This is a genomic window from Streptomyces sp. NPDC001156, assembly GCF_053598275.1.
The window spans coordinates 70651-94021 of the sequence record NZ_JBSFJX010000006.1 but is presented as its reverse complement, the minus strand read 5'-3'; the positions used below and the strand labels follow the sequence as shown (position 1 = coordinate 94021).

General features: G+C 72.4%; 25 protein-coding genes and 1 pseudogene. 19 read left to right on the top strand and 7 right to left on the bottom strand.

The window, feature by feature from the left end:
* The 7 genes from ACWDA7_RS05410 to ACWDA7_RS05380 all read left to right on the top strand — a co-directional run bounded on the left by ACWDA7_RS05410 (position 1) and on the right by ACWDA7_RS05380 (position 4736).
* Complete coding sequence (locus ACWDA7_RS05410) at positions 1 to 165, top strand: hypothetical protein (protein WP_360989265.1); 165 nt, start codon at positions 1 to 3, stop codon at positions 163 to 165.
* The gene (gene hisH, locus ACWDA7_RS05405) at positions 156 to 812 is read left to right on the top strand and encodes an imidazole glycerol phosphate synthase subunit HisH (protein ID WP_450602859.1); all 657 of its coding nucleotides are present in this window, start codon (positions 156 to 158) and stop codon (positions 810 to 812) included. The genes ACWDA7_RS05410 and hisH overlap by 10 nt, the downstream gene beginning before the upstream one ends.
* Positions 813 to 815: 3 nt before the next feature.
* On the top strand, positions 816 to 1541 hold the full coding sequence (priA, locus tag ACWDA7_RS05400) for a bifunctional 1-(5-phosphoribosyl)-5-((5-phosphoribosylamino)methylideneamino)imidazole-4-carboxamide isomerase/phosphoribosylanthranilate isomerase PriA (protein ID WP_360989269.1): 726 nt from the start codon (positions 816 to 818) through the stop codon (positions 1539 to 1541).
* On the top strand, positions 1538 to 1930 hold the full coding sequence (locus ACWDA7_RS05395; protein ID WP_450602858.1) for a RidA family protein: 393 nt from the start codon (positions 1538 to 1540) through the stop codon (positions 1928 to 1930). Before priA ends, ACWDA7_RS05395 begins: the two co-directional genes overlap by 4 nt.
* A 25-nt stretch (positions 1931 to 1955) precedes the next feature.
* The gene (gene hisF / locus ACWDA7_RS05390; protein ID WP_450602857.1) at positions 1956 to 2711 is read left to right on the top strand and encodes an imidazole glycerol phosphate synthase subunit HisF; all 756 of its coding nucleotides are present in this window, start codon (positions 1956 to 1958) and stop codon (positions 2709 to 2711) included.
* A gap of 137 nt (positions 2712 to 2848) precedes the next feature.
* The gene (locus tag ACWDA7_RS05385; RefSeq protein ID WP_450602856.1) at positions 2849 to 3439 is read left to right on the top strand and encodes a helix-turn-helix domain-containing protein; all 591 of its coding nucleotides are present in this window, start codon (positions 2849 to 2851) and stop codon (positions 3437 to 3439) included.
* Positions 3440 to 3491: 52 nt separating this feature from the next.
* Entirely contained in the window at positions 3492 to 4736 is a 1245-nt protein-coding gene (locus tag ACWDA7_RS05380; protein ID WP_450602922.1) for an MFS transporter, read from the top strand.
* Between the two features lie 87 nt (positions 4737 to 4823).
* On the opposite strand, the gene ACWDA7_RS05375 is transcribed toward ACWDA7_RS05380, so the two are convergent.
* Positions 4824 to 5459 carry a TIGR03085 family metal-binding protein gene (locus ACWDA7_RS05375; protein WP_450602855.1) on the bottom strand — a complete coding sequence of 212 codons (636 nt, stop codon included), beginning with the start codon at positions 5457 to 5459 and terminating at the stop codon, positions 4824 to 4826.
* A gap of 82 nt (positions 5460 to 5541) precedes the next feature.
* On the opposite strand from ACWDA7_RS05375, the gene hisI reads away from it, so the two are divergent.
* The 11 genes from hisI to lgt all read left to right on the top strand — a co-directional run bounded on the left by hisI (position 5542) and on the right by lgt (position 14903).
* The gene (gene hisI / locus ACWDA7_RS05370; RefSeq protein ID WP_450602854.1) at positions 5542 to 5943 is read left to right on the top strand and encodes a phosphoribosyl-AMP cyclohydrolase; all 402 of its coding nucleotides are present in this window, start codon (positions 5542 to 5544) and stop codon (positions 5941 to 5943) included.
* Positions 5944 to 5954: 11 nt separating this feature from the next.
* A complete protein-coding gene (locus ACWDA7_RS05365) occupies positions 5955 to 7448 on the top strand; it encodes an anthranilate synthase component I (protein ID WP_450602853.1) in 1494 nt (497 codons plus the stop codon).
* 178 nt (positions 7449 to 7626) lie between these two features.
* A complete protein-coding gene (locus ACWDA7_RS05360; RefSeq protein ID WP_433132491.1) occupies positions 7627 to 8256 on the top strand; it encodes a TIGR02234 family membrane protein in 630 nt (209 codons plus the stop codon).
* Positions 8257 to 8414: 158 nt separating this feature from the next.
* Positions 8415 to 8654 (top strand): HGxxPAAW family protein, encoded by a 240-nt coding sequence (locus ACWDA7_RS05355; RefSeq protein ID WP_359389311.1) that lies wholly within the window; start codon positions 8415 to 8417, stop codon positions 8652 to 8654.
* A 102-nt stretch (positions 8655 to 8756) separates the two neighbouring features.
* Complete coding sequence (locus ACWDA7_RS05350; RefSeq protein WP_450602852.1) at positions 8757 to 9215, top strand: DUF2752 domain-containing protein; 459 nt, start codon at positions 8757 to 8759, stop codon at positions 9213 to 9215.
* 178 nt (positions 9216 to 9393) lie between these two features.
* Positions 9394 to 10203, top strand: coding sequence for an indole-3-glycerol phosphate synthase TrpC (gene trpC / locus ACWDA7_RS05345; RefSeq protein WP_432926592.1), 810 nt, complete (start codon positions 9394 to 9396; stop codon positions 10201 to 10203).
* Positions 10204 to 10282: 79 nt separating this feature from the next.
* Entirely contained in the window at positions 10283 to 10474 is a 192-nt protein-coding gene (gene trpM / locus ACWDA7_RS05340; protein WP_359389319.1) for a tryptophan biosynthesis modulator TrpM, read from the top strand.
* A gap of 227 nt (positions 10475 to 10701) precedes the next feature.
* Complete coding sequence (trpB, locus tag ACWDA7_RS05335) at positions 10702 to 11988, top strand: tryptophan synthase subunit beta (RefSeq protein WP_450602851.1); 1287 nt, start codon at positions 10702 to 10704, stop codon at positions 11986 to 11988.
* The gene (gene trpA / locus ACWDA7_RS05330; RefSeq protein ID WP_432926588.1) at positions 11985 to 12800 is read left to right on the top strand and encodes a tryptophan synthase subunit alpha; all 816 of its coding nucleotides are present in this window, start codon (positions 11985 to 11987) and stop codon (positions 12798 to 12800) included. Before trpB ends, trpA begins: the two co-directional genes overlap by 4 nt.
* A gap of 120 nt (positions 12801 to 12920) precedes the next feature.
* Entirely contained in the window at positions 12921 to 13697 is a 777-nt protein-coding gene (locus ACWDA7_RS05325) for a DsbA family protein (RefSeq protein ID WP_450602850.1), read from the top strand.
* Between the two features lie 120 nt (positions 13698 to 13817).
* Positions 13818 to 14903 carry a prolipoprotein diacylglyceryl transferase gene (lgt, locus tag ACWDA7_RS05320; protein ID WP_450602849.1) on the top strand — a complete coding sequence of 362 codons (1086 nt, stop codon included), beginning with the start codon at positions 13818 to 13820 and terminating at the stop codon, positions 14901 to 14903.
* An 81-nt stretch (positions 14904 to 14984) separates the two neighbouring features.
* Here lgt and ACWDA7_RS05315 read toward each other — a convergent pair whose 3' ends face one another.
* The 6 genes and pseudogenes from ACWDA7_RS05315 to ACWDA7_RS05290 form a co-directional block, all read right to left on the bottom strand.
* On the bottom strand, positions 14985 to 15830 hold the full coding sequence (locus tag ACWDA7_RS05315) for an HpcH/HpaI aldolase/citrate lyase family protein (protein ID WP_450602848.1): 846 nt from the start codon (positions 15828 to 15830) through the stop codon (positions 14985 to 14987).
* Positions 15827 to 17017: a CoA transferase gene (locus tag ACWDA7_RS05310; protein WP_432926581.1), complete on the bottom strand. Its 1191-nt coding sequence runs from the start codon at positions 17015 to 17017 to the stop codon at positions 15827 to 15829. Before ACWDA7_RS05310 ends, ACWDA7_RS05315 begins: the two co-directional genes overlap by 4 nt.
* Positions 17014 to 18387, bottom strand: a complete 1374-nt coding sequence (locus ACWDA7_RS05305) for an ADP-ribosylglycohydrolase family protein (protein WP_450602847.1) — start codon at positions 18385 to 18387, stop codon at positions 17014 to 17016. Before ACWDA7_RS05305 ends, ACWDA7_RS05310 begins: the two co-directional genes overlap by 4 nt.
* A gap of 1 nt (position 18388) precedes the next feature.
* On the bottom strand, positions 18389 to 19543 hold the full coding sequence (locus tag ACWDA7_RS05300; RefSeq protein WP_450602846.1) for an ADP-ribosylglycohydrolase family protein: 1155 nt from the start codon (positions 19541 to 19543) through the stop codon (positions 18389 to 18391).
* Between the two features lie 7 nt (positions 19544 to 19550).
* Positions 19551 to 20681, bottom strand: coding sequence for an ADP-ribosylglycohydrolase family protein (locus tag ACWDA7_RS05295; RefSeq protein ID WP_450602845.1), 1131 nt, complete (start codon positions 20679 to 20681; stop codon positions 19551 to 19553).
* 641 nt (positions 20682 to 21322) lie between these two features.
* Positions 21323 to 22330 (bottom strand): annotated as a pseudogene (locus ACWDA7_RS05290) (ADP-ribosylglycohydrolase family protein); the annotation flags it as partial.
* 269 nt (positions 22331 to 22599) lie between these two features.
* Here ACWDA7_RS05290 and ACWDA7_RS05285 point away from each other — a divergent pair.
* Positions 22600 to 23331: a VIT1/CCC1 transporter family protein gene (locus ACWDA7_RS05285; RefSeq protein ID WP_450602844.1), complete on the top strand. Its 732-nt coding sequence runs from the start codon at positions 22600 to 22602 to the stop codon at positions 23329 to 23331.
* Positions 23332 to 23371: the final 40 nt, after the last annotated feature.

The window sequence follows — 23371 nt, the reverse complement described above, 5'->3', positions numbered from 1 at the left end:
ATGAACGGTCTGTCCACCGTCCTGATCGTCGTCGGCCTCTTCCTCGTCGGCGGAATCATCTCCTTCGCCAAGCAGCAGATGCCGAAGAGCCTCATCGTGCTGCTCTCGATCAGCGCGGGCCTGTGTCTCGTCGCGGGCGTCATGCGGCTGGAGGTGTGGAATTGAGCAGTACGGGCACGAAGCCGCGCGTCGTCGTCTTCGACTACGGCTTCGGCAACGTCCGCTCCGCCGAGCGCGCCCTCGCCCGCGCTGGAGCCGACGTCGTGATCACCCGTGACTACGACGTGGCCATGAACGCGGACGGCCTGCTGGTGCCGGGAGTCGGCGCCTTCGCCGCCTGCATGCAGGGGCTGAAGGAGGCGCGCGGCGACTGGATCATCGACCGCCGCCTGTCCGGCGAGCGTCCGGTGATGGGCATCTGCGTCGGCATGCAGATCCTGTTCGCACGCGGCATCGAGCACGGCGTGGAGAGCGAGGGCCTGGACGAGTGGCCCGGCTCGGTCGAGCCGCTCGAGGCCGACATCGTCCCCCACATGGGCTGGAACACGGTCGAAGCACCGGCCGACTCCGAGCTGTTCGCCGGCCTGGACGCGGGCACCCGCTTCTACTTCGTGCACTCCTACGCCGTCCACGACTGGCGGCTGGAGCCCACCAACCCGCTGCTGCACCCGCCCAAGGTGACCTGGTCGACGCACGGCAAGCCCTTCGTGGCGGCCGTGGAGAACGGCGCCCTGTGGGCCACGCAGTTCCACCCCGAGAAGTCCGGCGACGCCGGAGCGCAGCTGCTCACCAACTGGATCGGAACCCTGTAGACCATGGCCAAGCTCGAACTCCTCCCCGCGGTCGACGTCCGTGACGGCCAGGCCGTCCGGCTCGTGCATGGCGAGTCCGGCACGGAGACCTCGTACGGCTCCCCGCTGGAGGCCGCCCTCACCTGGCAGGCGGCGGGCGCCGAGTGGCTGCATCTGGTCGACCTGGACGCCGCGTTCGGCACCGGTGACAACCGCGCGCTCATCGCCGAGGTCACCAAGGCGATGGACATCAAGGTGGAGCTGTCCGGCGGCATCCGTGACGACGACACGCTGGCCGCCGCACTGGCCACCGGCTGCACCCGAGTGAACCTCGGCACGGCAGCCCTGGAGACCCCTGAGTGGGTCGCCAAGGTGATCGCCCGGCACGGCGACCGGATCGCCGTCGGTCTGGACGTACGGGGCACCACCCTGCGCGGACGCGGCTGGACCCGCGACGGCGGCGACCTCTACGAGACGCTGGAGCGCCTCGACAAGGAGGGCTGCGCGCGGTACGTGGTCACCGACATCGCCAAGGACGGCACGCTCCAGGGCCCGAACCTGGAGCTGCTGAAGAACGTCTGCGCCGCCACCGACCGCCCGGTCGTGGCCTCCGGCGGCGTGTCGTCCCTGGACGACCTGCGGGCGATCGCCGGTCTCGTCCCGCTCGGTGTCGAGGGGGCCATCGTCGGGAAGGCCCTGTACGCGAAGGCGTTCACCCTGGAAGAGGCCTTGGAGGCTGTGTCGTCATGACGTCGGATGCCGTGCGGCGGGTGCAGAGCGGAAGCCCTTGGGAGGAGACCTTCGGTTTTGCGCGGGCCGTCGCGGCGGGCGACCGCGTGCTGGTGGCCGGTACGACGGCCTTCAAGGGCCGCGTGCTCTACGGGGAGGGCGATCCCTACGAGCAGGCGAAGGTGGCGTTCACCAGCGCGCTCGATGCGATCGCCGAGTTCGGGCTCGGTCCCGAGTCGGTGCTCCGGACCCGGATGTACCTGACCCATCTGCGGGACGTCGACGATGTGGGCCGGGCCCACAAGGAGATCTTCGACTCCGTGCGCCCTGCCGCGACCCTGCTGGTCGTGGAGGGCTTCGTCGACCCGCGCATTCTGGTCGAAGTGGAACTGGAAGCCTTCAGAGGCTAGAAGCAGCAAGAGGAGCCGTGGATTCATGACCCTGGCGGTCCGAGTCATCCCCTGCCTGGACGTGGACAACGGCCGGGTCGTCAAGGGCGTCAACTTCCAGAACCTGCGCGACGCGGGTGACCCCGTCGAGATGGCCAAGGTGTACGACGCCGAGGGCGCCGACGAACTGACGTTCCTGGACATCACCGCGTCCTCGGGCAACCGCGAGACGACGTACGACGTGGTGCGGCGTACCGCCGAGCAGGTCTTCATCCCGCTGACGGTCGGCGGCGGCGTGCGTACGGCGGAGGACGTGGACAGGCTGCTGCGGGCGGGCGCCGACAAGGTGGGCGTCAACACCGCGGCGATTGCCCGCCCGGACCTGATCCGCGAGATCGCCGAGCGGTTCGGGCGGCAGGTGCTGGTGCTGTCGGTGGACGCGCGCCGCACGGAGTCCGGTGCCTTCGAGGTGACCACCCACGGCGGGCGCCGCGGCACGGGCATCGACGCGGTCGAGTGGGCACATCGGGCCGCCGAGTTGGGCGCGGGCGAGATCCTGCTCAACTCGATGGACGCGGACGGCACGAAGGACGGCTACGACCTGGAGATGATCGCGGCCGTACGCAAGCACGTGACCGTGCCCGTCATCGCGTCCGGCGGCGCCGGCAAGCTGGCCGACTTCCCGCCTGCCGTCGCCGCGGGCGCGGACGCGGTGCTCGCGGCGTCCGTCTTCCACTTCGGGGACCTGCGGATCGGCGAGGTGAAGGAGACACTGCGGGGAGCGGGACACCCGGTGCGGTGACGATGCGCCGGGCCTCGAGCCCCGGTTGCCTTCGGGCGGCCGGGGCTTCTTGCTGACCGGACCGGGTCGGACGGATGCGAAAGGGAAGTTGCGCAAAATCCGTTGCGCAATTTTTCTTTCGTATCTAGCCTGGCGGCATGGGCGACAAGGAGAGAGACCGCCGCATCACCGACCTGGGCACCCTCAAGGCACTGGCTCATCCGCTGCGGATGAAGCTGTACCGAGGGCTGATCATCGCGCGCGCGGCGACAGCCTCGCAGTTGGCCGAGCAGGTCGACGAGGCGGTCTCACTGGTCAGCTACCACCTGCGCAAGCTCGCCGACTACGGGCTCATCGAGGAGGCCGAACCGCGCAGCACCGACAGCCGGGAGCGCTGGTGGGAGCCCGCCTCCGACGGTGTGAGCATCCGGCACGAGGACTTCCGCGACGCCCCCGAGAAGGCGGCCGCGCACACGGCGGCGAGCCGGCTGTTCTTCGAGCAGCGCGCCGAGATGTACCGGCGGTACCTGGACGAGCGGGAGTACTGGGGCCCCGAGTGGAACCGCGCCGCCGAGTCCACGGAGTCCGTGCTCCGGCTGACCCCCGGCGAACTGCTCGCCCTGGTCAAGGAACTCCAGGCTCTCCTGCGCCGGTACGAGGAGCGCGGCCGGGCCGCCGACGCGGCCGGGGACACCGAGGGCCGCGAGACCGTCGCCCTGCACGCGAACGTCTTCCCGTTCCGCATCTGATCCGCCCTTGCTCCGCGCCCGTGCCACGACCCGCGCCCTGGGGGACCCGTCGATGACCGTCACCGCCGTACGCCCGGCCTCCGCCGTGGACCGGCCCGCCCACCGCGATCCGAACGTGCTGCGCTGGCTGGGCGCGTACACCTCGGCCGCGATGGGCGACAGCGTCTACTACATCGCCCTGTCCTGGGCCGCCGTACGGGCCGGGACGCCCGCCGAGGCGGGGCTCGTGACGGCCGCCAGTGCCATGCCGCGGGCGCTGCTGATGCTCGGCGGGGGAGTGGTGGCCGACCGGTACGGACCGCGCCGGGTGGTCGTCGGCAGCAGCGCGGTGCGCTGCGCCCTCGTCATCGCCGCCGCGGCGCTGCTCCTCGCGACCAGCCCCGGACTGTGGACGCTGGGCGCGGTGGCGGTCCTCTTCGGCGTCGTCGACGCGGTCTTCCTGCCCGCCGCGGGCGCCCTGCCCGCCCGGATCGCCGCGCCGGCTCAGCTCGCCCGGGTCCAGGGCATGCGGGGCCTCGCCGTGCGGCTCGCCACCGTCCTCGGCGGGCCGCTCGGCGGACTCGGTGTCGCGCTCGGTGGCACCGCGGGCGCCTTCGGACTCGCCGCACTGCTGATCGCCGCTTCCCTGCCGCTGCTGGCCACCCTCCGTATCGGGGCGCTCCGGCCCGACGGTATCGAGGAGCGGCACGGCGTCCTGGCCGAGTTGCACGACGGCCTGCGGCAGGTACGCCGGAGTCCCGTCCTGCGCGCGCTGGTCCCGGTCATCGCCCTCAGCGACCTCGGCTTCGTGGGTCCGATGAACCTCGGGCTGACCCTGCTGGCGCAGCAGCGCGGCTGGGGCTCGTCCGGCATGGGCTGGGTGCTCGCCGGGTTCGGTATCGGAGCGGGGGCCGTGTCACTGCTGCTCACCTTCCGCGGACGGCTGCCCCGCGCGGGACTGGTCCTGGCGGTGGCCGAAGTCGCGGGTGCGGTGGCCATCGGCGCACTCGCCCAGGTGCCGGCCGTGGCCGCCGCGGCCGGTGTCGCTCTGCTGATCGGGATGCTGTCCGGGCTGGGCGGGGCACTGAGCGGAGCGCTGGTGCAGGCCGCGGCCGGCCCCGCCTACGCCGGCCGGGTGACCGCCGTCTCCACCCTCGTCAGCTTCGGTGTCGCACCGCTCACCTTCCCGCTGGTCGGCGTCGCCGTGGAGCGATGGGGGACCGGTCCCGTCTTCGCGGGCTGTGCCGTCATCTGCGCCGTGAGCGGCATCCTGGCGCTCTGCTCGGGCCCCGTGCGCCGCGCCGAACTCCCTCGCTGACCGCCCGGCCCGCCGTCAACGGTGCCGAACGCGGCGACCGGGAGCGTGTTCCAGGCGCGCGCTCCCGGCGCGCGCCTGGAGCAGCTCTCAGATCCCCAGCTCCTTCGCTTCCTGCACCTGGGCGATCGCGTCCTTGTCGCCCTCCAGCTCCACGTCCGCCACCCGCTGCCGTCCCATGGCGAACATCAGCAGCTCCGAGGGCTCCCCGGTGACCGTCACGACCGGCGTGCCCCGGTGCGCGACAGCCGTCTGCCCGTCGGGGCGGCGCAGTACAAGACCCGTGGGCGCGCCCCGGCCGGTCAGCCGGGCCGTCCGCTCCAGCCGCGACCACAGCGCGTCCTGGAAGACCGGGTCCAGCTCGCGCGGCGTCCAGTCGGGCTGCGCCCTGCGGACGTCCTCGGTGTGGACGTAGAACTCGACCGTGTTCGACATCTCGTCGATCTGCTTCAGCGAGAAGGGCGAGAAGCGCGGCGGCCCGGTACGGATGAGCTGGATCAGCTCCTCGTACGGCTTCGATGCGAACTCCTCCATCACCTTCTCCAGGCGCGGCGCGAGTTGCTTGATCAGGATGCCCCCGGCGGCGTCCGGGCGGCGCTCGCGCACCACGACGTGCGCGGCGAGGTCACGGGCGTCCCAGCCTTCGCAGAGGGTCGGGGCGTCCGGGCCCGTCGCCTCCAACAGGTCGGCGAGGAGAAGTCGTTCACGCTTGGCATGGGTCGACATGCAGTCAGCGTACGACCCGGGGAAGGGTCCGCCCACCGGACGGTGGCCCGGCCCGCCGGTGCGGCGCGGCACAATGGTCCGCATGACCGGCACGTCTGACCCCAACAGGCCCAGCGGCCTGGACCCCGCCATCTCCGCGCGCCTCAAGCGCAGCGCCGACGGGCTGCTCCCCGCGATCGCCCAGCAGTACGACACGGGGGAGGTGCTGATGCTCGGCTGGATGGACGACGAGGCGCTGCACCGCACCCTGACCACGGGGCGCTGCACGTACTGGTCGCGCAGCAGGCAGGAGTACTGGGTCAAGGGCGACACGTCCGGCCACGTCCAGCACGTCAAGTCGGTCGCCCTGGACTGCGACGCCGACACCCTGCTGGTCAAGGTCGACCAGGTGGGCGCCGCCTGCCACACCGGCGACCGCACCTGCTTCGAGGCCGACGTGCTGCTCGCGGACGCCGCCCGCCGCGTGCCGTCCGCGGATCAGTAGGGTCGGCCGCCATGGACCTCGAGACGTTCCGCAAGCTGGCCACCGACCGCCGCGTCATCCCGGTCACGCGCAAGCTCCTCGCCGACGGCGACACCCCGGTCGCCCTCTACCGCAAACTCGCCGCGGAGCGCCCGGGCACCTTCCTGCTGGAGTCCGCCGAGAACGGCCGCTCCTGGTCCCGCTACTCCTTCGTGGGCGTGCGCTCGGCGGCGACGCTGACCGAGCGCGACGGCCAGGCCCACTGGCTCGGCACTCCGCCGGTCGGCGTCCCCGCCCAGGGCGATCCGCTCGCCGCCCTGCGCGCCACCGTCGAGACCCTGCACACGCCCCGCGACCTCGCCGAGGACCTGGGCCTGCCGCCCTTCACCGGCGGCATGGTCGGCTATCTGGGCTACGACATCGTGCGCCGCCTGGAGAAGATCGGCCCCGGGGAGCGGGACGACCTCCGGCTTCCGGAGCTGACCATGCTCCTCACCAGCGACCTCGCGGTCATGGACCACTGGGAGGGCTCGGTCCTGCTGATCGCCAACGCGATCAACCACAACGACCTCGAGACGGGCGTCGACGAGGCTTACGCGGACGCGGTGGCACGCCTCGACGCGATGGAGGCCGACCTCTCCCGTGCGGTCGCCCAGCCGCCCGCGGTCCTTCCGCCGTCGGAACTGCCCGAGTACACGGCCCTGTGGGGCGGCAAGGACTTTCAGGAGGCCGTCGAGGACGTCAAGGAGCGCATCCGCGCGGGCGAGGCCTTCCAGGTCGTCCCGTCGCAGCGCTTCGAGACGCCGTGCACGGCGAGCGCGCTGGATGTGTACCGGGTGCTGCGGGCCACCAATCCGTCCCCGTACATGTACCTGTTCCGCTTCGACGGATTCGACGTCGTGGGCTCCAGCCCGGAAGCACTCGTCAAGGTCGAGGACGGCCGGGCCATGGTCCACCCCATCGCGGGCACCCGGCCCCGCGGCGCCACCCCGCAGGAGGACCAGGCCCTCGCCGAGGAACTGCTGGCCGACCCCAAGGAACGCGCCGAGCACCTCATGCTCGTGGATCTGGGCCGCAACGACCTCGGGCGGGTCTGCGAGCCCGGCTCGGTGGAGGTCCTCGACTTCATGTCCATCGAGCGGTACTCGCACGTGATGCACATCGTCTCGACCGTGACCGGCCGGGTCTCCGCGGACCGCACCGCCTTCGACGTGCTGACGGCCTGCTTCCCGGCGGGCACGCTCTCCGGCGCGCCCAAGCCGCGCGCGATGCAGATCATCGACGAACTGGAGCCGTCCCGGCGCGGCCTGTACGGCGGGTGCGTCGGCTACCTGGACTTCGCGGGCGACTCCGACACCGCCATCGCCATCCGTACGGCACTGCTGCGGGACGGCACGGCGTACGTGCAGGCCGGAGCCGGCATCGTCGCCGACTCCGACCCGGCCGCGGAGGACGATGAGTGCCGCAACAAGGCGGCCGCCGTGCTTCGCGCGGTGCACACGGCCAACAGGCTGGTGTCACTGTGACGTTCGGCCGGTGAAGGCCGCCGTGCCCTTCCGCAGTGAGCAGCCGGGCGGGGCGCCTTCGCCGTTCCTGGGAATTCCATGTGACGTTCGCGGGAATGCCATGGCGCGACAGTTGCGTGATCATGGTTTGACGCGACCCGGGTGACGGCCGGCCGGCGGCTCGGGTGATAGTAGTTGTGTGACAGCCGTACCTCATCCTCGATACGAGGCCGCCGCACCCGACCGGTCCGGCCGCCGCAGCCTCGCTCTGGCCCTGCTGTGCGGGGCGCTCGGCGCGGCCGTGGCGCTGCTCGCCTCCCGCCAGCGCTGGTCGGCGGGGACCGTGGCGGTGGCCGGCGGCGACTTCCCGCTGAAGGTCACGGGCAGCGACGTCACCGGCGTCCCCGCGGCCCTCGCCATAGTGGGCCTCGCCGCACTCGTCGCCGTCTTCGCGGTTCGCAAGGGCGGGCGCCTGCTCGTCGCCGGGCTCCTCGCGCTCTCCGGAGCGGGCACCGTCGCCGCGGCGCTGCTCGGCGCCACGGACAGTTCGGCGCTCGACGAGAAGGCCGCGCAGGCGGCCGGCGACACCGCCGCGACCGCCACCGGGCTCACGTACACCGCCTGGCCCTACGTGGCCGTTGCCGGCGGCGCGCTGATCCTCGTCGCCGGACTGCTCGCGCTGCGCTACGGGCGGCTCTGGCCCGCGATGTCGGGCCGCTACGAGCGCGACGGCACCCCTCGTCCGCGCAAGGAGAGGCCCGTCGACCCGGACCGCCCCGAGGACCTGTGGAAGGCCCTCGACCGGGGCGAGGACCCGACAGGCGCCTGACCGCCGGCCCGCCCCCCCGGCCGGCGGGGGAGAAGCGTGCCGGATGCCGAGTGCCCGGTGCGGGCCCCACCCCGAGCGCACCTCATACGTGCGGGTACGGGAGAATGGCGCCGAGCGTCCGGCTCACACATGTACATACAGCAAACGAGGAGCAAGTCATGGCGGGCAGCAGTCACGGTCACACCCCGGCCGCCTGGACCGGTGTCATCATCGCCTTCGTCGGTTTCTGCGTCGCGGGCGCCTTCACCGTGATGGCCCAGCCCATCGGCTTCTGGGCGGGCATGGTGATCATCGCTCTCGGCGGCATCGTCGGCGGCCTCATGCGCCAGATGGGCCTCGGCCAGCCGAAGCACCAGGCCCAGTCGGCGCACCAGCCCGCGCGCGCCACGGAGAGCTGAGCTCCCGGACCGCTCACGAGAGGCGGCACCGCGTCCATGAGCGCGGAGGCCGCCTCCCGCATTTCCGGGCCCGATGGGCGCCTCCACCGGAGGACCGGCACAATGCGTGGGGTGAACGCCGAATCCCCCAGCGTGACACCCGCCCGTCCGGACACCGGAGCCGCCGCCGTATTGCGACGGACCGCCGTTCCCGCCGGAGTGCTCGCGGGCGTCCTCGGGGCCTTCGCGTACGTCGGGGCGGTCGATCCGAACCAGCCCGGGCACTATCCGGTCTGCCCGCTGCTGCGCTACACCGGCGTGTACTGCCCCGGCTGCGGCGGACTGCGCAGTGCTCACGCCTTCGTCCACGGTGACTTTCTGACGGCACTTCAGGACAACGCCCCGGCCGTCGCCGGCTATCTCCTCTTCGCCGTGGTCTGGGTCCTCTGGGCGGTGCGCGCGGCGCGGGGACGGCCGCTGCGCATCGAACTGCGGCCCGTGCACCTGTGGAGCCTGGGCGCCCTGCTGCTGGTCTTCACGGTTGTCCGGAACTTGCCGTTCGGAGGCTGGCTGCACCCTTGATCAGCCGGCGAATGTCCAGGTAGTGGGACCGCCGTCAACCGGATGCGAGGCCTACGCCTTCCTCCGGATACCATCACAGTGACCATCGGTTTTCGCCCGCCGAGGCGGTCCGGTGGACCAAGGCTCAACCCCCAGTGAGCCTCTTGAAACATCAACCGTCAGGAAGGGGGCCGCTCGCGTGAGTGTGCTCGACGAGATCATCGACGGAGTCCGTGCCGACCTCGCGGAGCGGCAGGCACGCGTCAGCCTCGACGAGCTCAAGGAGCGCGCGGCCAAGGCTCCCGCGGCCAAGGACGGCCTCGCCGCCCTGCGGGGCGAAGGCGTCAAGGTGATCTGCGAGGTCAAGCGCTCCAGCCCGTCCAAGGGCGCCCTCGCCGCGATCGCCGACCCGGCGGGGCTCGCCGCGGACTACGAGGCGGGCGGTGCGTCCGTCATCTCCGTCCTGACCGAGCAGCGCCGTTTCGGCGGCTCGCTGGCCGATCTGGAGGCCGTGCGGGCCCGGGTGGACATTCCGGTGCTGCGCAAGGACTTCATCGTCACCTCGTACCAGCTCTGGGAGGCCCGGGCGTACGGCGCCGACCTCGCGCTGCTGATCGTCGCCGCCCTGGACCAGCCCGCCCTCGAGTCCCTGATCGAGCGCGCCGAGTCCATCGGGCTCACGGCGCTCGTCGAGGTGCACGACGAGGACGAGGTCGACCGTGCGGTGGACGCCGGCGCGAAGGTGATCGGCGTCAACGCGCGCAACCTCAAGACCCTGGAGGTCGACCGCTCCACGTTCGAGCGGGTGGCCCCCGAGATCCCCGAGACCATTGTCAAGGTCGCCGAGTCCGGGGTCCGCGGTCCGCACGACCTGATCGCGTATGCCAACGAGGGTGCCGACGCGGTGCTCGTCGGCGAGTCCCTGGTGACCGGACGCGACCCGAAGACGGCGGTCGCCGACCTGGTGGCGGCGGGCGCCCACCCGGCGCTGCGGCACGGACGGGACTGACGTGACGCCGGGATCGGTCCAGTGGCTGCCGGGACCCGGCGGTCACGCGGGCGGCCGTGCCCCGGTAGGGTTGGCGTCGATGATGCTTCCGATGACCGTGGCGACCAGGGACCCGTATGCCCGTCTCGCCCGTGGGTGCCGGCCGCGTGGCTGCCGGGCCCCCGCGCGGCGGGTGCACGGGCGACGGGTGCGGTATGTCATCGGTGACGAGCCGGGTCAGGTGAACGGGATGCGATGGCGTCGCCCCGTGCGCGCCGGTCACCCGCGATGAGCTGAACGGGCCTCGCCCGTCGGCCGGGGTGCCTTGCCGTCGTCCGCCCACTGCGGCCGCGGTGAGTCCGACACCCACTTTGCCGTTCTCGGTCGCCCTCGCGGTGCGGCCATGTGCCCACGGCGGTTTCGCGCCGTGGGGAGACGGCTCCATGGACAGCGCGCGCACGCTTCCGACGTCACCCGGAAACTCACTCGACCGGGGCTCTGCCCCTGTGAGGTAAGCGCATGCCCAGCGAGTTCTTCATTCCCGACCCCGAAGGTCAGGTCCCCAGCGCCGAGGGGTACTTCGGCGCCTTCGGCGGCAAGTTCATCCCGGAGGCCCTCGTCGCCGCCGTGGACGAGGTCGCCGTCGAGTACGACAAGGCGAAGGCGGACCCCGAGTTCGCCCGCGAGCTCGACGCCCTGCTCGTCGACTACACCGGCCGGCCCAGCGCCCTCACCGAGGTGCCGCGGTTCGCCGAACACGCCGGTGGAGCCCGGGTGTTCCTCAAGCGCGAGGACCTCAACCACACCGGCTCCCACAAGATCAACAACGTTCTCGGTCAGGCCCTGCTCACCAAGCGGATGGGCAAGACGAGGGTCATCGCGGAGACCGGCGCCGGCCAGCACGGTGTCGCCACCGCCACCGCCTGTGCGCTCTTCGGGCTCGACTGCACCGTCTACATGGGCGAGATCGACACCCAGCGGCAGGCCCTCAACGTCGCCCGCATGCGGATGCTCGGCGCCGAGGTCATCGCCGTGAAGTCCGGCTCGCGCACCCTCAAGGACGCCATCAACGAGGCGTTCCGCGACTGGGTCGCCAACGTGGACCACACGCACTACCTGTTCGGGACCGTGGCGGGCCCCCACCCCTTCCCGGCCATGGTGCGGGACTTCCACCGTGTGATCGGTGTGGAGGCGCGGCGGCAGCTCCTCGAGCGTGCCGGGCGACTGCCCGACGCTGCCATCGCCTGTGTGGGCGGCGGCTCCAACGCGATCGGGCTGTTCCACGCCTTCATCCCGGACACCTCCGTCCGCCTCATCGGCTGCGAGCCCGCCGGCCACGGCATCGAGAGCGGCGAGCACGCGGCCACGCTCACCGCGGGCGAGCCCGGAATCCTGCACGGCTCCCGCTCCTACGTCCTTCAGGACGACGAAGGCCAGATCACCGAGCCGTACTCGATCTCCGCGGGCCTCGACTACCCGGGCATCGGACCCGAGCACGCGTACCTGAAGGACAGCGGCCGCGGCGAGTACCGGGCCGTCACCGACGACGCGGCCATGCAGGCCCTGCGCCTGCTGTCCCGGACCGAGGGCATCATCCCGGCCATCGAGAGCGCCCATGCGCTCGCCGGTGCCCTGGAAGTGGGCAGGGAGCTGGGCAGGGACGGGCTGATCGTCGTCAATCTGTCCGGGCGCGGCGACAAGGACATGGACACGGCCGCCCGCTACTTCGGCCTGTACGACACCGACGCGGCCGTCGCCGCGGACACCGACAGCGACGCCGCCGAGATCGAGGGGGACGCCAAGTGAGCGGGAACATCCGACTGCTGTCCGACACCCTCGCCGCGGCCAGGGCCGAGGGGCGCTCCGCGCTCATCGCCTATCTGCCGGCCGGCTTCCCGACCGTCGACGGCGGCATCGCGGCCGTCAAGGCGGTCCTGGACGGCGGCGCCGACGTTGTCGAGGTGGGACTGCCGCACAGCGACCCGGTCCTCGACGGTCCGGTCATCCAGACCGCCGACGACATCGCCCTGCGCGGCGGCGTCAAGATCGCCGACGTGATGCGCACGGTCCGCGAGGCGTACGAGGCGACCGGGAAGCCGGTGCTCGTGATGACGTACTGGAACCCGATCGACCGCTACGGCGTGGAACGCTTCACCGCCGAACTGGCCGAGGCGGGCGGGGCGGGCTGCATCCTGCCCGACCTGCCCGTGCAGGAGTCGGCCCTGTGGCGGGAACACGCTGAGAAGCACGGGCTCGCCACGGTCTTCGTCGTGGCGCCCAGCAGCAAGGACGCGAGGCTCGCCGAGATCACGGCGGCGGGCTCCGGCTTCGTCTACGCGGCCTCGCTGATGGGAGTCACCGGCACCCGTGAGACGGTCGGCGCGCAGGCCCAGGATCTGGTCCGCCGCACCCGGGCCACCACCGATCTGCCCGTCTGCGTCGGCCTCGGCGTCTCCAACGCCGTGCAGGCCGCTGAGGTGGCCGGCTTCGCCGACGGAGTGATCGTCGGTTCGGCGTTCGTCAAGCGCATGCTGGACGCGGAGGACGAGGCCGCCGCCCTCGAGGCCGTGCGGACCCTGGCGGGCGAGCTGGCCGAGGGCGTGCGCGGCAACGCCTGACACCTCGCGGTATTACTCATGTGGGCGAAAGTCCCCCATGACGAAAAAAATCGCTCACCCGAACGGGTGGACCTGGGACCGGGGAGGCGCGCTGCGCCTCCCCGGTTCGTTCTGCCACATGTGAGCGAGAAGAACCGTGATGGAAAGCGCACAGCCCGTGAGCGGCTGGTGGTCGAGCGAGAGAAGCGCAGGACTGCGGAGAAGCGCCGCCGGACGCTGATCGTGGGCGCCTCGATCGTCTGTGTCCTGGCCCTGGCGACAGTGGTGGGCGTCCTCGCGGCGAACGCCGGCAAGAGCGGCAAGAGCGGCGCCTCGGGCCCCGCCACCGCACCCTCGGGGGCGACGGGCAAGGACGGCCTGGCGATCCCGGTCGGCCAGGACACCGCCAAGTCGACCCTCACGGTCTGGGAGGACTTCCGCTGCCCGGCCTGCCAGGCCTTCGAGACCGCCTATCGCCCGACCATCCACGAGTTGGTCGACGCCGGCCGCCTGAAGATCGAATACCACCTCGTCACCCTCATCGACGGGAATCTGGGCGGCAGCGGCTCGCTCCGCGCGGCCAACGCGGCGGCCTGTGCGCAGGACGCCGGGAAGTTCTGGGACTACCACGACGTGCTGTACCAGAACCAGCCCAAGGAGACGCAGGACACATACGCGGACAACGGCAAGCTCCTCGAGCTGGCGGACAAGGTCCCGGGGCTGAGGACCCCCGCGTTCGAGAAGTGCGCCAAGGACGGTACGCACGACAGCTGGGTGGCCAAGTCGAACGCCGCATTCCAGAGCGGCGGCTTCAGCGGTACGCCGACCGTCCTCCTCGGCGGGAAGGACATCTACGCGGACCGGACGATGACACCGGCCAAGCTGAAGCAGTTGGTGGAAGCAGAGAACAAGTCCTGAGGCGCCTGTGGTCCAGTGACCGCCCCCGGTGCCATGGCGCCCGGGGGCGGGCTACGTTATGGACCCGTAGCCCGGTGGGTTGCCACGCTGCGTGTCCGGCAAGGTAGCGTCGTTCCTGCCATGGAACTTGCCTACATTCCCAGCCCCTCGCGCGGAGTGCTGCACCTCGGCCCCATTCCGCTGCGCGGCTACGCCTTCTGCATCATCATCGGAGTCTTCGTAGCCGTGTGGCTCGGCAACAGGCGCTGGATCGCCCGTGGCGGCCGGTCCGGCACGGTGGCCGACATCGCGGTCTGGGCTGTGCCCTTCGGACTCGTGGGCGGCCGGCTCTACCACGTGATCACGGACTACGAGCTGTACTTCAGCGACGGCCGTAACTGGGTGGACGCGTTCAAGGTCTGGCAGGGCGGACTCGGCATCTGGGGAGCCATCGCGCTCGGGGCGCTCGGCGCCTGGATCGGCTGCCGGCGCCGGGGCATCCCGCTGCCCGCCTACGCGGACGCCGTCGCGCCCGGCATCGCCTTCGCGCAGGCGATCGGCCGCTGGGGCAACTGGTTCAACCAGGAGCTGTACGGACGGCCGACGGATCTGCCCTGGGCGCTGCACATCACCTCGTCGACGGACGGCCGGGTGCCGGGCTACTACCACCCGACGTTCCTGTACGAGTCGCTGTGGTGCATCGGGGTCGGACTCCTGGTGATCTGGGCCGACCGCCGCTTCAAGCTGGGCCACGGGCGGGCGTTCGCACTGTACGTGGCCGCCTACTGCGTGGGCCGCGGCTGGATCGAGTACATGCGGGTCGACGACGCGCACCACTTCCTCGGCCTGCGGCTGAACGACTGGACCGCGATGCTCGTGTTCCTGCTCGCCGTGGCCTACATCGTGGTGTCGGCGCGGCTGCGGCCCGGCCGGGAGGAAGTCGTGGAGGCGGGCGTGACCACCGACGGCGGTGCCCCCGCGAGCGACGAGGACTCCGCCGAAGGGGAGCCGGAGAAGAAGGCCGGGTCCGAGCCGGAGGACGCAGAGCCCGCCGCCACGGAGACGGAGGCGGCACGGACCACCGAGGACCCGGAGGCGGCCGACAAGTCTGCGGCCGCCGAGGACTCCGGGACCGCCGGGGTTTCCGAGCAGGCCGACGACTCCGGGACGACCGAGGCTTCCGAGGCGTCGAAGCCGTCGAAGGACGAAGCGGGGTCGGCGAAGTAGGCCTGAGCGCGTCCGTACATCGCCGGGGGCGCCGTATCGCACGATACGGCGCCCCCGGCGTGTTCAGGACGCTCCGGGTCCTCAGCGTCTTCGGCGGGCCAGCGACAGCGTCCGCTGCGCCTCTCGGACCACCGCCGTGTCGATGAAGCGGCCGTCCGGGAGCGCCTGGGCCCCCGGCTCCCTGGCCGCCGCCTTCAGGATCTCCTCGGCACGGGAGATCTCCCCCGCGGTGGGTGCGTAGGCGCGTTCGATGACCGGAAGCTGGCGCGGGTGGATCGCCGCGCGACCCAGGAAGCCCAGCGCGCGGCCGTGGGCGCAGGACGCCGCCAGGCCCTCGAGGTCCCGTGTGTCCGGATAGACCGACTGGGACGGCGGAGGCAGTGCCGCCGCGCGTGCGGCCACCACCACGCGCGCCCGTGACCAGTCCAGTCCCGCGTCCTCCCATACCCCGAGATCCGCCCGGAGATCGGCCTCACCCAGCGCGATGCCCCGCACGGCCGGATGGGCCGCCGCGATCGCGAACGCCCGCTCCACACCCAGAGCCGTCTCCAGGAGGGCGTAGAGAGCGATCGCCCCGCCCTCCGCGGGGGCGGCGCCCTCCGCCACCCGGACGACTTCCGACGGCGAGGTGACCTTGGGCAGGCGCAGACCGGCCAGGCCGGGCAACGTTGTCAGCGCCGCGAGGTCCGCCTCCGCCCAGGGACTGTCCAGCGCGTTCACCCGTACATGGACCGGCACCGGCGGGCGCTCGACCAGCCGTTCCGCGGTCGCCGCACGCGCGTATCCCTTGCGGTCCGGGGCGACCGCGTCCTCCAGGTCGATCAGCACCACGTCCGCCCCGGACACCAGCGCCTTGCCGACCACCTCCGGACGGTCGCCGGGAGCGTAGAGCCAGGTCAGAGGGGGGAAGGCCAGGTTTCCCGTCATAGGGCGCCCTCCGTCTGCAGGGCGGCGATCTCCTGGTCCGAAAGGCCCAGTTCGGTCAGGACCGCCCTGGTGTCCGCGCCGTGCGGACGGCCCGCCCAGCGAATCGCGCCAGGCGTCGCGGACAGCCGGAAGAGGACGTTCTGCATCCGCAGCCGGCCCAGTTCCGGGTCGTCGGGGATCGTGGTGATCGTGTCCAGTGCCGCGTACTGGGGGTCGGTCATCACGTCCTGGACGTCCTGCACCGGTGCGACCGCAGCCTCCGCCGCCTCGAACGCCTTCAGGACCTCCGCACGCGGACGGCGGGCGATCCACTCGCCGACCGCCTCGTCGAGCACGTCCGCGTGCCGGGCCCGCTCCGCGCCCGTCGCGAACCACGGCTCCTCGACCAGCTCCGGGCGGCCGACCAGGCGCATCACCCGCTCGGCGACGGACTGCGCGGAGGTGGAGACGGCGACCCAGCCGCCGTCCGCCGTGCGGTAGGTGTTGCGCGGGGCGTTGTTCTGGGACCGGTTGCCGGTGCGCCGCTGGACGTGACCGAGCTGGTCGTACCAGATGGGCTGCGGCCCGAGGACCGTGAGGATCGGCTCGATGATCGCCATGTCGACCACCTGGCCCGTGCCCGTGCGGTCCCGGGCCGCGAGGGCCGTCATCACCGCGTACGCGGTCGCCAGCCCCGCGATCGAGTCGGCGAGCCCGAACGGCGGGAGCGTCGGAGGCCCGTCCGGCTCCCCGGTGATGGCCGCGAACCCGCTCATCGCCTCCGCGAGCGTGCCGAAGCCGGGGCGGCGCGCGTACGGTCCGAACTGGCCGAAGGCGGTCACCCGGGCCAGGACCAGTCGGGGGTTCGCCGCCGACAGCTCGTCCCAGCCCAGGTCCCATTTCTCCAGGGTGCCGGGGCGGAAGTTCTCGACGATCACGTCGGCGGTGCCGGCGAGCCGCAGCAGCGTCGTGCGGCCGCCGGGCTTGGAGAGGTCGAGTGTCATCGTGCGCTTGTTGCGGCCGAGCAGCTTCCACCACAGACCCGTCCCGTTCTTCGACGGGCCGTGGCCGCGGGAGGGGTCCGGTTTGGCCGGGTGCTCGACCTTGATGACCTCGGCGCCGAAGTCGCCGAGCAGGGTGGCGGCGAGGGGACCGGCGAAGAGCGTGGCGAGATCGAGCACGCGCAGGCCGGTGAGGGGTGCGGTCATGAGCGGTGGGTTTCCCGGTGCGTGAGGTGGGCCAGGGCGTCGAAACCGATGCCGTTGAAGTCGCCGACGGATGTGGCCAGCCGGTTCTTGAGGGGGGTCGTCCAGCGGCCGGGGAGCCGCCTCGGGTGTCCGGCGAGCAGGCCCGCGACGCTGCCCGCCGTCGCACCGTTCGAGTCGGTGTCCCAGCCCCCGGACACGGCCCCGCAGACGGAGCCGGTGAAGTCGCCGTCGGCGTGGGTGAGCGCGGCGACGATCAGGGCGGTGTTGGGGACGGCGTGCACCCAGTGGTACGTGCCGTGGACGGCGTGGAGTTCGTCGACGACGGCCTCGAAGTCCCGGGTCGAGCCGGCCAGGCGGATCGCGTGGCGGACGGCCCGGGCCAGACGCGAGGCGGGCGGGACGACGGTGAGACCGGTGGTCAGGCAGTGGTGCACGTCGTGGGCGCCGGTGGCCGCCTCGGCGATGGTGGCCGCGGTGAACATGGCGGCGTAGACGCCGTTCGCGGTGTGCGTGAGGGTGGCGTCCCGATGGGCCTGTTCGGCTGCGGCCGCCGGATCGCCGGGGTTCGTCCAGCCGTGCACGTCGGCGCGGATGAGGGCGCCGATCCACTCGCGGAACGGGTTGCGGTGGCGGGCCGTGTACGGGGGTTCGATGCCGGAGAGGAGGTTGCGGTAGGCGACGCGTTCGGCGGTGAAGGTCCGGCCGGCGGGGATCTCGTCGAGCCAGAGCCGGGCCACGTCGGCGGTGGTGAAGGCCCTGCCGTGGCGAGCGAGCAACAGCAGGTTGAGCAGGGGGTAGTTGAGGTCGTCGTCCTCGGGCATCCCGTCGATGTTCTCGGCGAGGGAGGTGGTGGCGGAGCGGCGGTTCCAGGGGTGTGCGGCGAGCAGGTCCTCGGGGACTCCGTGAGCCGTGAACCATGTGGACAGGGGCCAGTTGCCGGTGGCTCGGGCCAGTTGACGGATACCGTCCAGGGGCAGTTTCTCCACGGGTTTGCCGAGGAGGCAGCCGGCGGCCCGGCCCAGCCAGGCGGCTTCCAGGCGAGCCTCCGAAGCCGGTCCGGCGGCACGCGCGTCCGCGGTCCGGGGGCGGGGCCACGCCGGGCACAGCGCCTTGATCCGTGCCAGGTCCGTCGGCTCGTGCTCCGCCAGCCCGCTCGGCAGATCCGCGAGTTCGTCCAGCAGGTCGTTGGCGAGCAGCCGCAGGTACGGCGACGCCGGTTCCGGTGACGCGCCTGCCCGCCGCGGGGCCAGTGGGCCGTGTGCCGCCGCCCACCGCGCCGCGACGGCCGACGGTTCCCGGCCGTCCTCCTCCGCCTGGCGCAGTTCATGTCCGAGGAGGTCCTCCGGCTGGACCCAGGTGAGTCGGAGCACCTCAGCCTCCGATCCCGGTGAACGCCGCCTCGTGGGCCCGGCGGCGGCTCACGTCGCGGGCGAAGATCTCGCGGGTGACCTCGGTGAGGGTCAGTGCCGGGGCGTGCAGGTCCAGACGGCTCGCCTCCGCCACCGCCTTCGCCCAGTACTCGGGGACCTCCGAGCCCAGGGCGCCCGTGATCGCCCCCGCCATCGTCGCGGTGGAGTCGCAGTCCCGGCCGTAGTTCACCGCGCCGAGCACCGCGTGGCGGTAGTCGCCGCGGGCCACGACCATCATGCCCAGCGCCACCGGGAGTTCCTCGATCGTGTGCAGCCGCGAGGGGCGGCGGGCACCGAGGGACGGCGCGCGGTAGTCGGGGCCGACCGTGTCGTACGGTGCCACCGCCTCCCGCAGCGGCCGCAGTGCCGATTCGAAGTCCGAGTAGCGGGAGGCCGCGTCGCAGACCGTCTCGATGGCGGCGCGTGTCCCGTCCTTCGCGAGGGACAGGCATGCGGCGACGACCGAGTCGGGGGTCGCGCCCGGCTCGCAGGCCGCGGCCACGGCCGCCGCGAAAACACCGGCGGCCTCCCTGCCGTACGACGACTGGTGCGCCCCCGCCACGTCCAGTGCCTCGGCGTACGCGCCCGCCGGATTGGCCGCGTTGACCAGGCCGACCGGCGCCATGTACATCGCGGCACCGCAGTTGACGATGTTGCCGACGCCTGCCTCGCGGGGGTCGGCATGGCCGTAGTGCAGCCGGGCCACCAGCCACTTCTCCGCGAGGAAGATCCGCTGGAGGGGGATCGCCTCCGACTCCAGCTCCGGGATCCAGCGCGGATTCGTCATCAGGTCGGGCACCAGGTGCCGGGCGACCGCGTACGCGTCGAGGTGGTCGCGGACGGCCGCGTACACCCGTACCAGCGCATGGGTCATGAGTGTGTCGTCGGTGATGTGGCCGTCGCCCTTGTGGTACGGGGCGACGGGGCGGGCCGTGCGCCAGTCGTCGCCGTGCCAGGGCCCGACGATCCCGTGCACACGGCCGCCATGCCGTTCGGTGATCTGCTCGGGGGAGTAGCCCTCGACGGGCCCGCCGAGGGCGTCGCCGACGGCGGCGCCGACCAGGGCGCCGGTGATGCGTTCGTCCAGAGGGACCGTCTCGTCAGAAATGGGCGTCATGTCCGAATTATCCACCTGGGCTGGTCAGTTCTGTCGTCTCCAGCAGTTCGGCGAGGTGTACGAGGTCGGTTCCGGTGAGCCGGGGCAGCGCGCAGCCGGAGAGGGTGCGGCAGGCGTCCCGCCAGGCGGGCGGCACCGTCTGCCCGCCGCCGAGCGCCCCGGTGAGCGCGCCCGCGAGGGCCGGGGCGGAGTCGGCGACCCTCGACAGGCAGGCCGCGGCCGGCACGGCCTCGGCGATCCGGCCGCGCGCGGCCGTGGCCAGGGCGAGTGCGACCGGGACCGTCTCCGCGGCCGCGATGCCGTAGCTGTAGACGTGGTCGACGATCTGGTGCTCCAGCTGCGGGACCACCGGGAAGGCCCCGTCGCTGTCACGGGCCAGCTTCAGGGCGTGCCGGGCGTTGCGCCCGATCTCGGTGGACTCGGGAAGCTCGGCGAGCGCGGCGGCCACGCACGCGTCCACGGGTTCACCGCTGAGGGCGAGCGAGAGTGCCGCGGCCATGGCGCGGGCACCGTGCACCCCGTCGCCGTCCTGGGTGTAGCGGGCGTCGAACTCGGCCAGTTCGGCGGCGAGCCGGGGCTCTCCCGGGTGCGCCACGGCGAGAACGCAGGCCCGGACGCAGGCCGCGTCGTCGAAGTAGTGCGGATTGTCGTGGCCGGTGGCGGGCGGGCGCAGACCGGTGGCGAGGTTGCCGAGACCCGCGCGTACGGAGATACGGGCGCGCAGTGTCAGCCGTGCCGACTCGACCTCGGGGGCCCGGTCGGCCGCGGCGGAGACCTCGCCGGCGATCTCGTTCCAGGACAGATCGATGGCCGCGCGCATCCTGCGCTGCCGGTCCAGGTCGCCGAGCGCGCTGCCGTCCCCGGCCCGCAGCACGACATGGGCCGCGAACGCCGCCCACTCGGCGTCGTCCGAGGGCCCGAGCCTGAGCGGTTCCGGCGGCTGGTTGAGGGCGATCGGCACCGGCAGCGTGGTGGTCGCGTTCTGCTCCGCGAAGGTGTCCAGCTCCCGGGTCAGCCGCCGGGTCCACTCGGGCATACGGGCGGCCCGGTGCCGGGCGGCGGGCCATCCGGCGGCGTCGCCCGCGGCGAGCCCGAGCAGGAGGCCTTCGATACGACGCGGGGCCGCGGAGCCGCTCACGGCTTCACCTCGCCCTCGTCCGGGACCTCCACGTACGCCGCTACCTCGCGGACCGTGGGACCGGGCTGCCTTCGCGGGACGCGCGCCGCGGGGCCGCGAGGGGGCAGGGGGCCGCCGTGGCGTGCGGGGCGGCCGTGACTCGCGGGGTCGGCCGACGGGGCGGGATCGCCGGGTTCCGTGGGATCGCCGGGTTCGGTGAGGCCGCGGACGGATTCCGAGGGATGCCCGGGTTCCGTGAGACCGACGGGCTTTTCGGGCTCTTTGGTGCCGACGGGTTCTGCGGGGTCCTCGGGTTCCACGAGGCTGACGGGTTTTCCGGGCTCTTTGGTGCCGACGGGTTCCTCGCATTCTTCTGTACCAACGAGTTCTGTGTGTTCGTCGGGTTCCGCGGTGCCCGCCGGTGGCGTGGGGCCGCCGCGGCGCGCGGGGTCGGCCCGTCGTGTGCGGCCGGTTCGCCGCGCAGGATGCCCCGGCCCCGCCGGACCGCGGTCCCGCACCGCATCGCCGGCCCGCGTCCCATGGCCGCCCCGCACCGTGTCCCCGCGCCGCGCGGGGCCGCCCTCGCGCCGGGCGTGGCCCTCGCGGCGTACCCGGACGCCGGGTCGTACGCCTGTCCCCCTGCCCCACAGCCCCGCGATGGCGGCCCCCCACTTCCCGTCCCCGGGCGTCAGCAGTTCCGCCACGTCCAGGACGTGGTGGCCCTCCATGGAGGGCAGACAGCTCCCTCGGGCCGGGCCGATCGCCGCCGCCCATTCGGCCGGGATCGCGGAGATCCCGTGGGTCGCGCCCGCGAGGGCGCCCGCGACCGCCGCCGTGGTGTCGGCGTCACGGCCCATGTTGACCGCCGTGAGCACCGACTCCGTGAAGTCGCCGTCGGCCGCCGCGTACGCGCCGAAGGCCAGGGCCACCGCCTCCGGGGCGAGGTCGGTCCAGGGGTAGCCGCCGATCACGACCGCGGAGCGCACCGCTCGGGCGCCCCGGTGGGCGGCGGCGACCGCGCGGCGCAGGGAGCGGGCCGTCCACGAGTCGTCGGGGACGACCGCGAGGGCCGAGGCCACCACGGCGACCGTGGGCGCGCCCGCCATCGCCGCCGCGACCCCGGCGGCGACCGCTTGACCGCCGTAGATGCCCTCTCCTTCATGGCTCACCGAGCCGTCGATCGCCACCAGCCGGGCCGCCTCCGCGGGACGGCCCGCGGCGAATACGCCGAAGGGCGCCGCGCGCATGGCGAGACCGTCGCTCCAGGCGTGCCGGTGCTGCGCCGTGATGGGCGCGGCAAGGCCCCGGCGGAGGTTCTCCAGCGTGCCCCGCTCACTGAACCCCGCACCGCGGAACGGCCCCTCGTCCCGGTCCGCGATCCACTGGTGCCAGGCCGCCTCCACATGCGCCACGGTCAGCGCCGAGCCGTGCCGGGCGAGCAGCAGCCCCGAGAAGATCGCGTACTCGGTGTCGTCCGTGCCGGAGGGCCGCTCGGCCACATACCCGGTGATGCGGCCCCAGCGGTTGCGGATCTCGGACGGCCTGAGGTTCTCGGCGGGAGCCCCCAGCGCGTCCCCCACGGCGAGGCCGAGCAGTGCGCCGCGCGCCCGTTCGCGCAGTCCGGCGGCGTCGCCGGGCGCCGGGGCCGGGGGAATGCAGGCGATGGCCATACGGTGCCTCTCCTTTCGGGCACCCCCCTGTTCCGGGGTGTGGAACCCCTTTGCGGATCTGTGCCACGGGAGCGGTTCCGCAGAGCCTCACGGGCCCCAGCATCACCCGACCGACATCTGTGCAAGTCCTTACTCGTATGAGCAAGGGAAGGTAAAAGTGCAGGTTAGCCCAGCCTTTCCTTGCTGGCGGCGAGGCAATTTCCGACGTACTTTCGTTGTTGTCGAAAAGTGGAAGCAGTCCAATCCAGCATCTTTTGGGGGACCTGGGCATGGCCATCATCGAGACCGAGGCGGCGCTGCACGAGGCGCATCGCGACAACCACACCCACCGCGATGTGAACGGTGGCTGGCTGCGCCCGGCCGTCTTCGGTGCGATGGACGGCCTGGTCTCCAACCTGGCCCTGATGACCGGTGTCGCGGGTGGCTCCGTCAGTCAGCAGACCATCATCATCACCGGGCTCGTGGGCCTGGCCGCCGGTGCCTTCTCCATGGCCGCGGGCGAGTACACGTCGGTCGCCTCCCAGCGTGAGCTGGTCGAGGCCGAACTCGACGTCGAGCGCCGTGAGTTGAGAAAGCATCCGGAGGACGAGCAGGAGGAGCTGGCGGCGTTGTACGAGGCGCGTGGCGTCGACCCCGCGCTCGCCCGCGAGGTCGCGAGGCAGCTCTCCCGGGACCCCGAGCAGGCCCTGGAGATCCACGCGCGCGAGGAACTCGGCATCGACCCGGGCGACCTGCCCTCCCCGACGGTGGCCGCCGTCTCCAGCTTCGGCTCGTTCGCGCTCGGCGCCCTTCTGCCCCTGCTGCCGTATCTGCTCGGCGCCCACGCCCTGTGGCCAGCCGTGCTGCTCGCCCTCGCCGGTCTCTTCGGGTGCGGCGCGGTCGTGGCCAAGGTGACCGCACGCAGCTGGTGGTACAGCGGTCTGCGGCAGCTCGCCCTCGGAGGCGCGGCCGCAGGTGTGACCTACCTCCTGGGCAGCCTGTTCGGTACCGCCATAGGATGACGCGCGGGGCGACTTATGCGAGGGACCGCATAAGTAGCCG